This window comes from Ideonella sp. BN130291, assembly GCF_036231905.1.
GTDB lineage: Bacteria > Pseudomonadota > Gammaproteobacteria > Burkholderiales > Burkholderiaceae_C > CAMLIZ01.
In genome coordinates this window covers 548,833-561,160 of the sequence record NZ_JAZARE010000002.1, presented here as the reverse complement: position 1 = coordinate 561,160, position 12,328 = coordinate 548,833, and the positions used below count along the sequence as shown (strand labels likewise).

Genomic DNA, 12,328 nt, shown 5'->3' with positions numbered 1-12,328 from the left:
GGCGCTACAGCCCGGCCAGCTCGCGCGTGAGCTGAGCAGCCGGCACTTCCTTGCAGCCGCTGGGGTCCTGGCCCGACCACAGCGGCGAGAAGTCGCCGCGGCCGGTTGCCTCGGCCTTTGCGCGCAGCGGCGCGATCGCCGAGGTGGCCAGCGGGAACGCGGGGGCCACATCGCTCATCGCCCCCAGCTCCTTCATCACGCGGTTGACGATGCCGCGCGCCGGCCGGCCGGTGAACAGGCGCGTGAGGGCGGTGTGGCGAGCTGCGTCGCTCTTCAGGGCCGCGCGGTGCACGGCGCTGGTGGTGGCCTCGGGGCACAGCAGGTAGGCGGTGCCCACCTGCACCGCGGCGGCGCCCAGCGCCATGGCGGCCCGCACGGCTTGCGCGTCGGCGATGCCGCCGGCCGCGATCACCGGCACATCGATCGCCTTCACGATCTGTCGCACCAGCGGCAAGGTGCCGATCTGCGTGCTCAGGTCGTCGCTGAGGAACATGCCGCGGTGGCCACCGGCTTCGACGCCTTGCGCGATCACCGCGTCGACGCCACGCGCGGCCAGCCAGCGTGCTTCGTCCACCGTGGTGGCCGAGGCCAGCACCTTGCCGCCCCAGCTGCGCACACGCGCGAGCAGCTCGTCGCTGGGCAGGCCGAAGTGGAAGCTCACCACCGCCGGCTTCACGGCCGCCAGCACTTCGGCCGCTTCCGCGCTGAAGGGCAGGCGCCCCGGGCCGGCCGGGATGGCGCTCGCGTCGATGTCGTACTCCCTGTAGTACGGCGCGAGCGCCGCGCGCCAGCTGGCCTCGCGCGCAGCGTCGGGCTCCGGCGGCGTGTGGGCGAAGAAGTTGACGTGGAAGGGCCGCCGCGTGCCGGCCTGGATGGCGGCCAGCTCGCTGCGCATGGTGTCGGTGTTGAGCATCGCGCACGGCAGCGAACCCAGCCCGCCCGCCTCACTGACGGCGATGGCCAGCGCGCTGCCCTGCACACCGGCCATCGGGGCCTGCAACACGGGCAGCTCGATCTTGAACAGGTCGGTGAGTGCGGTCATGAAATCTACCGGCGTGAGTGAATGCCGATGATTCTCTTGCGACAACGGCGCGCCGCCTCGCGCCGTTGTCATGCCCTTCAACGCTGTGGGCGCTTCCCCGCCCTTCGGCATGCGGCCATGGCCGCCAAGCCGGCGAACATCAGTGTCCAGGTCTCCGGCTCCGGCACGGGCGAGATGGTGTCGCCGCCGGTCGAGACCTCGGCGTAGTAGCCAATCCGGGCGTAGGCATCGGCCACGTTCGTGAACGTCATGCTGACGGAACCCGTGCGGTGCTCGAAGCCGTCAGGTCCCACTGTGCCGCTGCCATCGAAGTGGTACTCGTGCAAACGGTCTGACGACGACTGCGGCATGCAGCTCTCCCACGGAGCGAAGTCCCCCTGCGTGGCGGTGGGGCAGATCGCGCCGCCGCCCAGGACCGCGTCGCCATAGCTTCCGGCGGTGCCGAAGATGTCGTAGGACAGCGAGATCGTCACCTGGGTGTTAGGGCTGATCTCCGCGTTTTGCCGCCATGGCAGGAAGACCCTGCTGTACAGCTGCTCAGGCCCGGTGGTGCGGCCGTATGCGCCGGTGTCGTCATGCCAGGTCTCGTAGGCGCCGATGCCCAGCTCGGTCCAGTTGCGCCCATCGTCCCACCAGTTCACGTCGAAATAGGTGCGCTTGTCCGTACCGCTCCAGCTCGACATGTCGAAGTTCAGGCGTGCGTCCACGCCGTCATGGGTGTCGAGGTCGATCACGGTGAAGCTCATGCCGGTGATCCGGGAACCGGATTCGACGGCGTGGACGGCAGTGCTGGCGCATAGCGCCGTGAGAAGGGCGGTTGTGGAGAGCAGGGTCTTCATGGCAAGGTCAAAGAAGGATGCGCAGTGAGCGCGGAATCCGGCGGTGCCGGGGCCCACCGTGCGCCAGCAAGTACCCCTCCCGCTGGACCGATGCCTGCCCCCCAAGTCTTGGGGGCAGGCCTGTCGGCTCAGGTGTTCCACGCCCACGCGATCAGCACCACCTTGCCGCGGATGCTGGGCCCGGACGCCGGGCCGGAGAACGGCACCTCCATGCGGAGCTTGTCGTCGGCCAGCTGCTGGTAGGGCAGGCGCAGGTTCGCCTCGCCCACGTTCTTCGACTCCCAGCTGTACTTCACCATCCAGTCGCCACCGGCCTGCTCCGGCGGCTCCAGCACCACCACCAGGGAGTCGCGGAAGAGGTAGCTGCCTTCGTAGTGCTGGTTGGGCCAGAAGGCGCGGTCGACTTCGTAGTCCGGCACGCGGATGCGCACGTCCATCGAGTACGACAAGGTGCGGTCGGCGGTGGACACCTTGGCCCGGTTGGCGAGGAACACGGTGCTCAGGTACACCAGCCGCGCGCCGGCGCCGGCCGCGGGGTCGGTGAGCTGCTGGTGGGTGCGGCAGGCGGGTGAATCCTCCTCGGCCACGCGCCGGCTCAGGTACCAGCGCTTGCCGCGCGGCCTGGCGAGCAGCTCGAACTGGTAGAGCGCGTCCACGTTCTTGCCGTCAATCTCTTCGGGCAAGGCCACCGCGTCCACCTGCAGCCACAGGTCCACCCGCACATCGCCGAAGAGAAAGCGCACCAGGTTCTGGTAGGCCTCCTCGCTGTTGACGATGCCGTAGTGGCCCGAGTGCGAACGGTAGGCATAAGCCGTGGCGCAGGTGCGTGTGACCACGTCGTTGTCGTCCAGGCCCCACACCGAGGCGTTCTCCACCTTCACCAGGCCGTCGCTGCCATGGCCCACGAAGGATCGCGACAGGCCCTTGGCCACTTCATAGTCGCTGCGGTTGGTGCCCACCAGGCAGAATATGCGGTCCAGCGGAAACACGCTCTCGTGCACGAAATCCACCCGCTGGTAGCGCGTGGCCACCGCCTCCAGCGCCAGGTACTGCGCCATGCGCCGGTGGTTGAAGGTGTTGATCTCGTCGAGCGTGAGCCAGCCGGGCACGTTGATGCCCAGCAGGTCGATGCCGTTGTGCGGCGTGGCATAGGTGAACACCTTGTCCACCGCGGCGCGCGATTCCACGCTGCCCAGGGCCTTGTTCTGCAGGAAGGCGCGCACGACCAGGCCGCCCATGGAGTGCGCCACCAGGTAGCACCTGAAGGCCTCCGGCTTCAACCCGGGCTCCTGTGCGCACACCAGCTCGCGCACGCGCTGGATCAGCCCGTCCAGGCCGCGCGCGTAGTCCTCGATGTCGCTGGAGCGGCCGTCGCCGAAGATGCTGGAGCCGGCGTCGTAGTAGCGGTAGATCACCACCGAGCGGGCCGGGATGCCGGTGTTGCCGCGCGGCGGCTGCCAGTCCCGGTCCATGATGTCGGCGCCGTTTTCGTACACGTCGCGGTAGCCGAAGTCGCTGGCCAGGCGCAGGAAGGGCGACTCGAAGATGAACTTCTTCGGCGGCTCGTTGCGGTTCACCGTCGCCCGGTACATGGTGGAGCCCACGTTGAAGCCGCAGAAGGGGTCGGCCGCGGTCTCGTTGCGCTCGCCCTCGGTCATGGCGTAGCCGCGCACGTAGATGATGGGGAAGAACGGTGCTTCCATCAGATCAGCGCGGCGATCGCTTGGCCCATCTCGGTGGTGGAGGCGCTGCCGCCCAGGTCGCGTGTGCGCGGGCCCTGCAGCAGCACCGTCTCGATCGCCCTGACGATGGCGTCGTGGGCCTCGCGGTGGCCGAGGAAGTCCAGCATCAGCGCGCCCGACCAGATCATGGCCACCGGGTTGGCGATGTTCTGCCCGGCGATGTCGGGCGCCGAGCCATGCACCGGCTCGAAGAGGGACGGGAACTTGCGCTCCGGGTTGAGGTTGGCCGACGGTGCCAGGCCGATGGTGCCGGTGCAGGCCGGCCCCAGGTCGGACAGGATGTCGCCGAACAGGTTGGAGGCCACCACCACGTCGAAGCGCTGTGGCTGCAGCACGAAGCGCGCGCACAGGATGTCGATGTGCTGCTTGTCGTGCGTGATGTCGGGGTAGGCCGCCGCGATGGCGTCGGCGCGCGAATCCCACCAGGGCATGCTGATGGCGATGCCGTTGCTCTTGGTGGCCACGGTCACATGCTTGCGCGCGCGGCTGCGCGCCAGTTCGAAGGCGTACTTGAGCACCCGGTCGGTGCCGTGGCGGGTGAACACCGATTCCTGGATCACCAGCTCGCGCTCGGTGCCTTCGAAGAGCCGCCCGCCCAGGTTGGTGTATTCGCCCTCGGTGTTCTCGCGCACCACGAAGAAGTCGATGTCGCCGGCCTTGCGGCCGGCCAGCGGGCAGGGCACGCCGTCGAACAGGCGCACCGGGCGCAGGTTGATGTACTGGTCGAACTCGCGCCGGAACTTCAGCAGCGAGCCCCACAACGACACATGGTCGGGCACGGTGGCCGGCCAGCCCACGGCGCCGAAGTAGATGGCATCGTGGCCTTCCAGTTGCGCCTTCCAGTCGGCCGGCATCATCGCACCGGTTTTCAGGTAGTGGTCGCAGCTGGCCCATTCGATCGGCGTGGTGTGCAGCGTGATGCCGAAGCGGCGTGCGGCGGCATCGAGCACGCGCAGGCCTTCGGGCATCACTTCCTTGCCGATGCCGTCACCGGGGATGACGGCGATGTTCAGGGGAGTGCTCATCGGGCCATCCTAGCCGCGCACCGCTGCCTTGTCAGCGTGTGCGCGGCGGCGGCTCCACGCTGCCGGTGATGGCATGCAGCCAGCCTTATGCTGGTGCATCCCTCACTGCTGGAGCCAGCATGTCCCGTACGCCTGATTTCCCGCCCGGCCTCAACGGTGGTGTCCCACAGGACCAACGCCAGGGGCGCATGGGCGAGACCAACCCCCGCAGCCCCGATGAAGACAGCGTGGACCCGGGCCAGCTCGAACGTGACCTGGAGCGCCCCGAGCCGCCGAAGCAGGACTGAGCTGCGGCGGGCAGGGCGCGCAGCCTCAGGAGGTGGCGAGCGCCGGCTCCTCCCAAGGCGGCGTGGACGTGTCCGCTGAAGGCGCCGCAGCCGGTGCAGGCGCTGCGGCCGGTGTGCCCGGCAGCGCGTTGCGCTGCAGCTCGCCGCCCAGCGCATCCACCAGGTCCGGTATGAGCCGGCCGAGCTCGCCGGTGATCAAGGCCACGTCGGTGTCGAAGCCGCCATCGCTGCCGCCGCGGCTGCGCTCGTTGTCTTCCAGCACCACGTCCAGCAACTTCAGCTTCTTCAGCGTCATGCTCTCGGTGAGCACGAAGGACACGCGGCCATCCCAGGTCATCGCCAGCTGCGTCGGCAGCTTGCCCTGCTTGATGTGCTCGCCCACCTCGTCGATGTCCAGCGTGTGGCGCGCGTAGCGCACGGTGGACTTCTCGCTGTCGGGCTGCTTCAGCTCGCATTCACGGTCCACCGTGAAGCCGGCCGGCGCTTCCTTGCTGGCCAGCCACTCGGCCATGGCGGTGGCCGGTGACGCTTCAGTCTGCAGCAGCGTCAGCGTGAGCCCGCCACCCAGCAGCTCCACCAGGGTGCTGGTCACCTTGTCGGCCTTTTTCAGGCTGCCCGCGTCCACCACCACCCTCTGTGCGGCGGGATCCACCCACACCCAGGTGGTGGCGCGCTTGGGGAAGGCGCGCGGCAGCAGCTCGTGCACGATGCCTTCCTTGATCTCCTTGGCCTGCTTGCCCTTGGGCTTGCGCCCGGTGTCGGCCTGGATCTTCTCCAGCTGCGCTTCCAGCCGCTGCTTCACCACCGAGCCGGGCACGGCCTTGGTCTCGGTGCACAGCTTCAGCAGGATGTGGCCGGCGATGCTTTCGGCCAGCGCGCCATGCTTGTCGCCGCGCGGTTCCACGAAGCCCGCGGATTCGATCTGGGTGGCGCCGCACTCGGCAAAACGCGCCGCGGCGAGGCGGTCTTCGATCTCGGCCAGCGAGGGCTGCGCCCACTGGGTGATGCGGTAGATGAGGGCGTTCTTGAACATAGGGGGCCGATTCTGCTGTATCGGCGCCCCCGCCCTGGCGCGGTTACAGCCGGTTGAGGTAAGTGAAGGTGCCCTGCTCCTTCACCTCGTGCGCTGCTTCACGCATTGCCGTCATGGCCACGCGGTACAGCGAGGTGGCGAGGCTGATGCGTTTGACACCGGCGGCTTGCAGTTCAGCCACGCTGAAGGACTTGCCCGGGATGCCGGCCATGAAGTTCACCGGCTTCTTCACCGCCTGGCACACCGCACGCACCGCCTCCAGGCTTGGAAGCCCCGGCGCGAACAACACGTCGGCCCCTGCGCGCTCGAAGGCCTGCAGGCGCGCGATCGTGTCGTCCAGGTCATTGCGGCCGCGCAGGTGGTTCTCGGTGCGCGCGGTGAGCGTGAACGGGAACGGCAGGGCGCGTGCCGCTTCGGCCGCTGCGGCCACACGTTCGGCCGCGAAACCGATGTCGAACAGCGGGTTCGTGTCGTCACCGGTGGCGTCCTCGATGGAGCCGCCGACGATCCCGGTCTGTGCTGCCAGCATGATGTTGCGCGCCACGTCGGCGGGCGCATCGGCGAAGCCTTTTTCCAGGTCGGCGGCCACCGGCAGCTCGGTGGCGCCCACCACCGCACGCAGGTGGGCCAGCGCTTCCTCCAGCGTCACCTGCCCATCGCGCTTGCCCAGCACCGCGGCCGAGGCCCCGCTGGAAGTGGCCAGCGCCTCAAAGCCCATGCCGGCCAGCGCGCGTGCCGAGCCGGCATCCCAGGGGTTGGGGATCACGAAGGCGCCGGGCCGTTCGTGCAGGGCGCGGAATTGCAAGGCCTTGTCGTGTCGGGTGGTCGTCATGCGGTGCCTCCTGGGTGTGGGTGTAGCAGGGCATCGTAGAAGCAATGCGGCCCCTGTGCTGGCCGCATTCGGACGCGTACCATGCGCGTTCCAAAAAACCAGGAGGACACGGTCATGAACAAGCGTCATTTCCTTGCCGGCGCCGGGGCCGGTGTGGCGGCCCTGCTGCCCGCAGGTGCGGCCGTCGCGGCCACTGCCGGCACGGCCAGCCCGGGGCTGCTCACCGTGAGCGGGGCCATCGGCAAGAGCAACCGCGGCCCGCTGGACCCGGCGCTGGACCAGATGATGGCCAAGCACGGCATCCAGTTCGACAAGGCGTTCGTGCTCGATGCCGCTGCGCTGCAACGCATGCCGGCGGTGGCGATCAAGCCGACGCTCGAATACGACGCCAAGGTCCACACGTTGCGCGGCCCGCTGCTCAGCACCGTGCTGCAGGCCGCCGGCGTCGCGCCCGGTGCGGCAGTGACCCTCGGCCTGCGGGCGGTGGACGGCTACAACGTCGCGGTGAGCCTGGCCGATGCGGCGCGCTACCGCATGATCGTCGCCACCCACATCGACGGCCAGCCGATGGCGCTGGGTGGGCTGGGGCCGCAGTGGGCGGTGTATGAGGCCGACACACTCGACGCCTTCAAGGCCAAGCCGCTGAACGAGCGCTTTGCCCTGTGCCCCTGGGGGCTTTATCACATCGACGTCAAGGCCGCCTGAGCCAAGGGCCGGCTGAGGAAACGCGAGCCCGCGAGGCCGAAGCGCCAGGGCACGTCCATCGCCTTGGAGATGCCGATGCGCGGGCCGCTCACCACGTCGGGCGTGCGCACGGCGGGCTGCAGCGCGAAGGGCGTGGCGTCCAGCGCCAGGCCGCTGTGCGCCATCGTGATGCCCAGCGCCTGGCCCAGGCGGCCGGGCCCGGAGCACAGCAGACGGACATCCTCCAGCCCGCGCCGCTGCTGCATCACCTCGATGCCCTGGGTGGGCTCCAGCGCACGGATCAGCACCCCCGCGCCATGCCCCGCCTCCCGGCACACGAAGTTCAGGCACCAGTGCAGCCCGTACGAGCGGTAGACATACACATGCCCGGGCGGGCCGAACATCACCGCGTTGCGCGGCGTGGGGCCCAAGTGGCTGTGCGACGCGGGGTCCGCGCGGTCGTAGGCCTCGGTCTCCACGATGCGCCCGCCCACACCGTCCACCAGGAACAGCGCGCCGATCAGGCGCTGTGCCACCTCGTGAGCCGGGGCGGAAAAGTCGATGCGCCGGCGCGCCATCAATGGAGGATGCGGTCCAGCAGCCCGGTGAGCTCGCCTCCGTCCACCGGCTTGCGGAGGTAGATGTCGAAGCCGGCCTGCATCGCCTTGTCCTTGGCTTCGGGCGTGGCCACGGCGGTCAGCGCCACCAGCACCATGCGCGCGCGGCCGTGCTCGCCGCCACGCAGCGTCTTGGCAGCCTCGTACCCGTCCATCACCGGCATGTTGATGTCCAGGATCACGAGGTCGGGTGCAAAGGCGGCCGCCTGCTCCACCGCCTGCTGGCCGTCGTAGGCGGTGCGCACCTCGTAGTTGAGGAACTCCAGCAGCATGGCCAGCGTGTCGGCGCCGTCGCGGTTGTCGTCCACCACCAGGATGCGTTGGGGGCGGGAAGTGTCTGGGGCGTTCATGGTGAGCTCTGTGCCGGGGATGCCCAGGATGGAGCGAACGGCGTGCCACCGGTTCCCGGGGGACCCGGGGATCCCCCAAAGGGGGGCTTGGGCATGGGGGTTGCCCATTTGTGGCAAAGCGTTAACCAATCACAAAAATGACAAACTCTTCCTGGACCGCCGGCCCCGTGCTGGTGGTCGACGACAACGAGGACGCGGCCGACGGCCTGGCAGCCTTGCTGCGCGGCGAACTCGGCTGCGCGGTCTACACCGCCTACGACGGTGCGGAGGCCCTGGACAAGGCGGGCGAGGTGCATCCCGAGGTGGTGGTGATGGACATCACCATGCCGCACGTGGACGGCATCGAGGCCGCGGGGCTGCTGCGGCGCGTGTTCCGCCACAAGGCGCCGCGCCTGATCGCGGTGAGCGGCCGCTGCTCCGAAGCCGATGCCGAAGAAGCGCAGGCCTGGGGCTTCGATCACCTGCTCGCCAAACCGGTGGATGTCGCCCGGCTGGTGGACGCGGTGCGTGGCACGCCGGAGCACCATCGCCGCACGCCGCGCTGACGCGAAGCGGCATCTTTGTCTCCCCAAGCTTGCCTGTACAAGTCGGCTGCCCCCAGCGGGCCGGCCCGTAAACTGACGCCATGACATTGCCTACCATCGAGCACCAGACCGGCGACAACCCCCAGGCCAGCATCATCGTGCTGCATGGCTTGGGCGCCGATGGCCACGATTTCGAGCCCATCGCCCGCGAGCTGGACCTCGGCGCCGTGGGGCCGGTGCGCTTCGTGTTCCCGCATGCGCCCACCCGGCCGGTGAGCCTAAACGGGGGCATGGTGATGCGCGCCTGGTACGACATCGTCGGGCTGGACTTCACCCGCCGCGGCGAGGACGAGTCCGGCCTGCGCGCGTCGCAGGCCGAGGTGGAGGCGCTGATCGAGCGCGAGCGAGGCCGCGGCATTGCCACCAGCCGCATCGTGCTGGCCGGCTTTTCACAAGGCTGTGCGATGGCGCTGATGACCGGCCTGCGCCATGGGCAGCGCCTGGCCGGCATCGTGGGCCTGTCGGGCTACCTGCCGCTGGCCACCCAGACGCCCGCCGAGCGCCACGCCGCCAATGCGGACACGCCGGTGTTCCTGGCCCATGGCCGGCAGGACCCGGTGGTGCCTTTCGTGGCGGGTGCGGCGGCGCGCGACGCACTGCTGGGCTGGGGCCATCCGGTGGAATGGCACGAGTACCGCATGCAGCACTCGGTGTGCGCCGAGGAGATCGCCGACCTGCAGCGCTGGCTGCTGGTGCGGCTGGGCTGAACCTTCAGCCGGGCCTCAGCGGCCCGGTTGCAGCAGCGGGTGGTCCGCAGTGTCCACCGGCGGCAGATCGCCAAAACCGCTGAGCGTGCTGTCGCGCGCGGCGCGCTCCTGGCGTGCGGCTTCCAGGCGGGCGCGGGCGGCCTTCACGCGGCGGGAGATCACGCGCGCCTGGCGCTCCTCGGCCTTCAGCTCGGCGGCCGGTGCGCAGACGAAACCACCGCCTTTCCACCACACCAGCACTTCGGTGCCGGGTGCGAGGTGCTGCTCATTGGCCGGGAACTCCATTTCCACCACGCCCAGCGGCAGCTCGAAGCGCACGGTGCCGCGTTCGGTGACGGTCGTGCGGTTGCGCAGCTTCTTCAGCGGCTCAAGCAGCCCGGGAACGATGGGCGTGTGGGGCCAGGAGAGAACTCGGTTCATCGGCTGCCTCGTGGTGGAGTCGGCGCCATATTGCCGCGCCACCGCCGCCCGCGCGAAGCCTTTACCCGTGGTTACGGCCGGCGTGGCGCCTTGCCGACGTTCCCCCGCAGCTGCGGGTACAAGCGGCACACCAGGGACAGGGCTGGTCACTCCGCGGCCGCGCAGGGAACGCTGCTTGCCGCGAGCAGTGTCCCCCAGCCACCTGCCGGAAGGACACCGCGATGAACAACGTGCTGAGCAAGATGTCGCCGAGCATCACCAAGATGATCCGCATGGACCATACCCATGTGCTGTCCACCTTCCACAAGTTCGAGGTGGACACCTCGTCGGTGCGCAAGCAGGCGATCGTCAAGACCGCCTGCCTGGCGCTGGAAATCCATGCCCAGCTGGAGGAAGAGATCTTCTATCCCGCGCTGCAGGCGGTGGCCGGCGACAACCAGGTGCTGCACAAGGCGAAGCCCGAGCATGACGAGATGAAGCGCCTGATCGCCGAGTTGCGCGGGCTGGCGCCGGAGGACGAGGCCTTTGACCTCAAGTTCCATGAGCTGATGCGCGACGTGATGCACCACGTGGCCGACGAAGAAACCGTGCTGCTGCCTGCCGCGGAGCTGCTGCTGAAGGACCGCCTGGGCGAACTGGGCGCGCAGATGACCAGGCGCCGGCTCGAACTGGCCGGTCCGCGCGTGGCCGAGATCGCCGGCAACAGCGCGCTCGCCATGCCGGCGGGCACCATGCTGATGGCCGGCGGCCTGCTGGCGGGCGGCTACCTGCTCAAGCGGGCATTCGAGCAGCGACGGCACTGAGCCTTCAGCTCGGCGTGAAAGCGAAATTCGCCCATGCGTTGTGCGGCAGCGGCGTCACGTCGCGCATCACGAAGTGCGAGCGGGGCAGGGCGGGCAGGCGTGTGAAGTCCACCCGCAGGTCCTGCGGTGGCACCTCGTAGCCCAGCCGGCGCGCGAGGAAGTCGACCGACACCCGCATCAGGGCGAGCGCGATGCCTTCGCCGGGGCAGCGGTGATCGTGCTGCACCTCGCCGCCGCCCTGGGGCACCAGCTCGAACGGGCCGGGTGCATGCCCACGAAAGCGCTCGGGGCGGAACTCGTGCGGCGCCTCCCAGCTGCGCGCATCATGGTTGGTGCCATACAGGTCCAGCAGCACGCGCTGGCCCTGGCGGAAGCTGTAGCCGTCCCACTCGAACTCCTCGCGCGAACGTGCCACCACCGCCGGAAAGAAGGGATAGAAGCGCCGCACTTCCTGCACAAAATGCTCCACGTCGCGCGGATTGCCGCGCTGCAGCAGCGCCAGGCTTTGCGGGTACTCGTGCAGTGCATGGGCGGCGAACACGATGAAGACCGACACCGCCACGGTGGGCCGCAGCACATTGAGCAGCTCGACCGCCGCCACCCGCGGCGGCAGCAGCGCACCGTCCAGCGACCGGTGGCTGGCGATCACCTCCAGCGCGCTGTTCGCCAGCGGCTGGTGGCGGCCTGCACGCACGTCCTCCACCAGGCCGGCCAGCCACTGCTCGGCCTGGCCGCGTGCGGCGCGGGCGCGCAGGTGGTGCAGCGACGCGGCTTCGTCGAAGAGCGCGCTGAGCTGCCGCGCCCGCAGGCGCACCTCGTCCCCGCGCAGCGGTACGCCCGCCCAGGTGCACACCGCACGGGTCAGCAGGCGCTGCGCGGCCTCGTACAGCACCACGCGGCGCTGGCCCCGATGCCAGTCCGAAGCCGCCTGGCGCCAGCCTTCGGCCACCTCGTTGGCCAGCAGCGCGACCCGTTCCGGCGTGACCACCGACATGAACATCGCCTTGCGGCGCTGGTGGGCCTCGCCGTCCAGGGTCTGCACACCCCCCTTGCCGAAGAGCGTGGCGCGCAGCGGCTCGGGTGCGGCCCCCCGCCGAGTGAAGCGGCGCTGGTCGTAAAAGAGCTCGGCGGCCCGGGGGCCGCTCATGCACACGGTGCGCCGCAACAGGATGCGTGCCTCGAACACGTCGCTGCGCAGGCGCTCGCAGCGCTTGGAGATGAAGCAGTAGGGGTCCGCCATCAAGGCGAGCGTGCTGTCGAAGGCATCGTCATGGGGCATGGGCCGCATCTGGAGGCTCCCCGGGCTGCAGGGCCCGACATGCAGGACGGGCAATCGGTGTGCGAGCCGATATCGACCCGCGGC

The 12,328-nt window shown here is 69.4% G+C and carries 15 protein-coding genes; 5 read left to right on the top strand and 10 right to left on the bottom strand.

Annotated features, from left to right (window positions below):
- Positions 1 to 4 precede the first annotated feature (4 nt).
- From VPH43_RS05995 to VPH43_RS05980, 4 genes are all read right to left on the bottom strand, one after another.
- On the bottom strand, positions 5 to 1,042 hold the full coding sequence (locus VPH43_RS05995; RefSeq protein WP_328576741.1) for an NAD(P)H-dependent flavin oxidoreductase: 1,038 nt from the start codon (positions 1,040 to 1,042) through the stop codon (positions 5 to 7).
- Between the two features lie 77 nt (positions 1,043 to 1,119).
- Positions 1,120 to 1,881, bottom strand: coding sequence for a PEP-CTERM sorting domain-containing protein (locus tag VPH43_RS05990; protein ID WP_328576740.1), 762 nt, complete (start codon positions 1,879 to 1,881; stop codon positions 1,120 to 1,122).
- Positions 1,882 to 2,009: 128 nt separating this feature from the next.
- Positions 2,010 to 3,584, bottom strand: a complete 1,575-nt coding sequence (locus VPH43_RS05985; protein WP_328576739.1) for an esterase/lipase family protein — start codon at positions 3,582 to 3,584, stop codon at positions 2,010 to 2,012.
- Positions 3,584 to 4,648, bottom strand: coding sequence for a tartrate dehydrogenase (locus VPH43_RS05980; RefSeq protein WP_328576738.1), 1,065 nt, complete (start codon positions 4,646 to 4,648; stop codon positions 3,584 to 3,586). Before VPH43_RS05980 ends, VPH43_RS05985 begins: the two co-directional genes overlap by 1 nt.
- A gap of 119 nt (positions 4,649 to 4,767) precedes the next feature.
- Here VPH43_RS05980 and VPH43_RS05975 point away from each other — a divergent pair, with 119 nt between their 5' ends.
- Positions 4,768 to 4,935 (top strand): hypothetical protein, encoded by a 168-nt coding sequence (locus tag VPH43_RS05975; RefSeq protein ID WP_328576737.1) that lies wholly within the window; start codon positions 4,768 to 4,770, stop codon positions 4,933 to 4,935.
- A 25-nt stretch (positions 4,936 to 4,960) separates the two neighbouring features.
- Here VPH43_RS05975 and VPH43_RS05970 read toward each other — a convergent pair whose 3' ends face one another.
- Both VPH43_RS05970 and VPH43_RS05965 read right to left on the bottom strand, forming a co-directional pair.
- The gene (locus VPH43_RS05970; RefSeq protein ID WP_328576736.1) at positions 4,961 to 5,968 is read right to left on the bottom strand and encodes a recombination-associated protein RdgC; all 1,008 of its coding nucleotides are present in this window, start codon (positions 5,966 to 5,968) and stop codon (positions 4,961 to 4,963) included.
- Between the two features lie 43 nt (positions 5,969 to 6,011).
- Positions 6,012 to 6,800 carry an isocitrate lyase/PEP mutase family protein gene (locus VPH43_RS05965; protein ID WP_328576735.1) on the bottom strand — a complete coding sequence of 263 codons (789 nt, stop codon included), beginning with the start codon at positions 6,798 to 6,800 and terminating at the stop codon, positions 6,012 to 6,014.
- Positions 6,801 to 6,914: 114 nt separating this feature from the next.
- Here VPH43_RS05965 and VPH43_RS05960 point away from each other — a divergent pair, with 114 nt between their 5' ends.
- On the top strand, positions 6,915 to 7,505 hold the full coding sequence (locus VPH43_RS05960; RefSeq protein WP_328576734.1) for a molybdopterin-dependent oxidoreductase: 591 nt from the start codon (positions 6,915 to 6,917) through the stop codon (positions 7,503 to 7,505).
- On the opposite strand, the gene VPH43_RS05955 is transcribed toward VPH43_RS05960, so the two are convergent.
- Together VPH43_RS05955 and VPH43_RS05950 are read right to left on the bottom strand one after the other, a co-directional pair.
- Positions 7,481 to 8,062: a DNA-3-methyladenine glycosylase gene (locus tag VPH43_RS05955; protein ID WP_328576733.1), complete on the bottom strand. Its 582-nt coding sequence runs from the start codon at positions 8,060 to 8,062 to the stop codon at positions 7,481 to 7,483. The two genes, VPH43_RS05960 and VPH43_RS05955, sit on opposite strands and share 25 nt — an antisense overlap.
- The gene (locus VPH43_RS05950) at positions 8,062 to 8,451 is read right to left on the bottom strand and encodes a response regulator (protein ID WP_328576732.1); all 390 of its coding nucleotides are present in this window, start codon (positions 8,449 to 8,451) and stop codon (positions 8,062 to 8,064) included. Before VPH43_RS05950 ends, VPH43_RS05955 begins: the two co-directional genes overlap by 1 nt.
- Before the next feature lie 137 nt (positions 8,452 to 8,588).
- On the opposite strand from VPH43_RS05950, the gene VPH43_RS05945 reads away from it, so the two are divergent.
- A complete protein-coding gene (locus tag VPH43_RS05945) occupies positions 8,589 to 8,996 on the top strand; it encodes a response regulator (protein ID WP_328576731.1) in 408 nt (135 codons plus the stop codon).
- A gap of 80 nt (positions 8,997 to 9,076) precedes the next feature.
- Positions 9,077 to 9,742, top strand: coding sequence for an alpha/beta hydrolase (locus VPH43_RS05940; RefSeq protein WP_328576730.1), 666 nt, complete (start codon positions 9,077 to 9,079; stop codon positions 9,740 to 9,742).
- A 15-nt stretch (positions 9,743 to 9,757) separates the two neighbouring features.
- Here VPH43_RS05940 and VPH43_RS05935 read toward each other — a convergent pair whose 3' ends face one another.
- Positions 9,758 to 10,162 carry a hypothetical protein gene (locus VPH43_RS05935; protein ID WP_328576729.1) on the bottom strand — a complete coding sequence of 135 codons (405 nt, stop codon included), beginning with the start codon at positions 10,160 to 10,162 and terminating at the stop codon, positions 9,758 to 9,760.
- 221 nt (positions 10,163 to 10,383) lie between these two features.
- On the opposite strand from VPH43_RS05935, the gene VPH43_RS05930 reads away from it, so the two are divergent.
- Positions 10,384 to 10,965 (top strand): hemerythrin domain-containing protein, encoded by a 582-nt coding sequence (locus VPH43_RS05930; protein WP_328576728.1) that lies wholly within the window; start codon positions 10,384 to 10,386, stop codon positions 10,963 to 10,965.
- Positions 10,966 to 10,969: 4 nt separating this feature from the next.
- Here the strand turns inward: VPH43_RS05930 and VPH43_RS05925 are convergent, their stop codons facing one another.
- Positions 10,970 to 12,244, bottom strand: coding sequence for a cytochrome P450 (locus tag VPH43_RS05925; RefSeq protein ID WP_328576727.1), 1,275 nt, complete (start codon positions 12,242 to 12,244; stop codon positions 10,970 to 10,972).
- Positions 12,245 to 12,328 lie beyond the last annotated feature (84 nt).

Excerpts from the sequence above, each read along its gene's own strand:
- VPH43_RS05970 (WP_328576736.1), bottom strand. The coding sequence starts at position 5,968 with ATGTTCAAGAACGCCCTCATCTACCGCATCACCCAGTGGGCGCAGCCC.
- VPH43_RS05960 (WP_328576734.1), top strand. The coding sequence starts at position 6,915 with ATGAACAAGCGTCATTTCCTTGCCGGCGCCGGGGCCGGTGTGGCGGCC.
- VPH43_RS05995 (WP_328576741.1), bottom strand. The coding sequence starts at position 1,042 with ATGACCGCACTCACCGACCTGTTCAAGATCGAGCTGCCCGTGTTGCAG.
- VPH43_RS05935 (WP_328576729.1), bottom strand. The coding sequence starts at position 10,162 with ATGAACCGAGTTCTCTCCTGGCCCCACACGCCCATCGTTCCCGGGCTG.
- VPH43_RS05950 (WP_328576732.1), bottom strand. The coding sequence starts at position 8,451 with ATGAACGCCCCAGACACTTCCCGCCCCCAACGCATCCTGGTGGTGGAC.
- VPH43_RS05955 (WP_328576733.1), bottom strand. The coding sequence starts at position 8,062 with ATGGCGCGCCGGCGCATCGACTTTTCCGCCCCGGCTCACGAGGTGGCA.
- VPH43_RS05965 (WP_328576735.1), bottom strand. The coding sequence starts at position 6,800 with ATGACGACCACCCGACACGACAAGGCCTTGCAATTCCGCGCCCTGCAC.
- VPH43_RS05925 (WP_328576727.1), bottom strand. The coding sequence starts at position 12,244 with ATGCCCCATGACGATGCCTTCGACAGCACGCTCGCCTTGATGGCGGAC.
- VPH43_RS05985 (WP_328576739.1), bottom strand. The coding sequence starts at position 3,584 with ATGGAAGCACCGTTCTTCCCCATCATCTACGTGCGCGGCTACGCCATG.
- VPH43_RS05940 (WP_328576730.1), top strand. The coding sequence starts at position 9,077 with ATGACATTGCCTACCATCGAGCACCAGACCGGCGACAACCCCCAGGCC.
- VPH43_RS05990 (WP_328576740.1), bottom strand. The coding sequence starts at position 1,881 with ATGAAGACCCTGCTCTCCACAACCGCCCTTCTCACGGCGCTATGCGCC.
- VPH43_RS05980 (WP_328576738.1), bottom strand. The coding sequence starts at position 4,648 with ATGAGCACTCCCCTGAACATCGCCGTCATCCCCGGTGACGGCATCGGC.
- VPH43_RS05930 (WP_328576728.1), top strand. The coding sequence starts at position 10,384 with ATGAACAACGTGCTGAGCAAGATGTCGCCGAGCATCACCAAGATGATC.
- VPH43_RS05975 (WP_328576737.1), top strand. The coding sequence starts at position 4,768 with ATGTCCCGTACGCCTGATTTCCCGCCCGGCCTCAACGGTGGTGTCCCA.
- VPH43_RS05945 (WP_328576731.1), top strand. The coding sequence starts at position 8,589 with ATGACAAACTCTTCCTGGACCGCCGGCCCCGTGCTGGTGGTCGACGAC.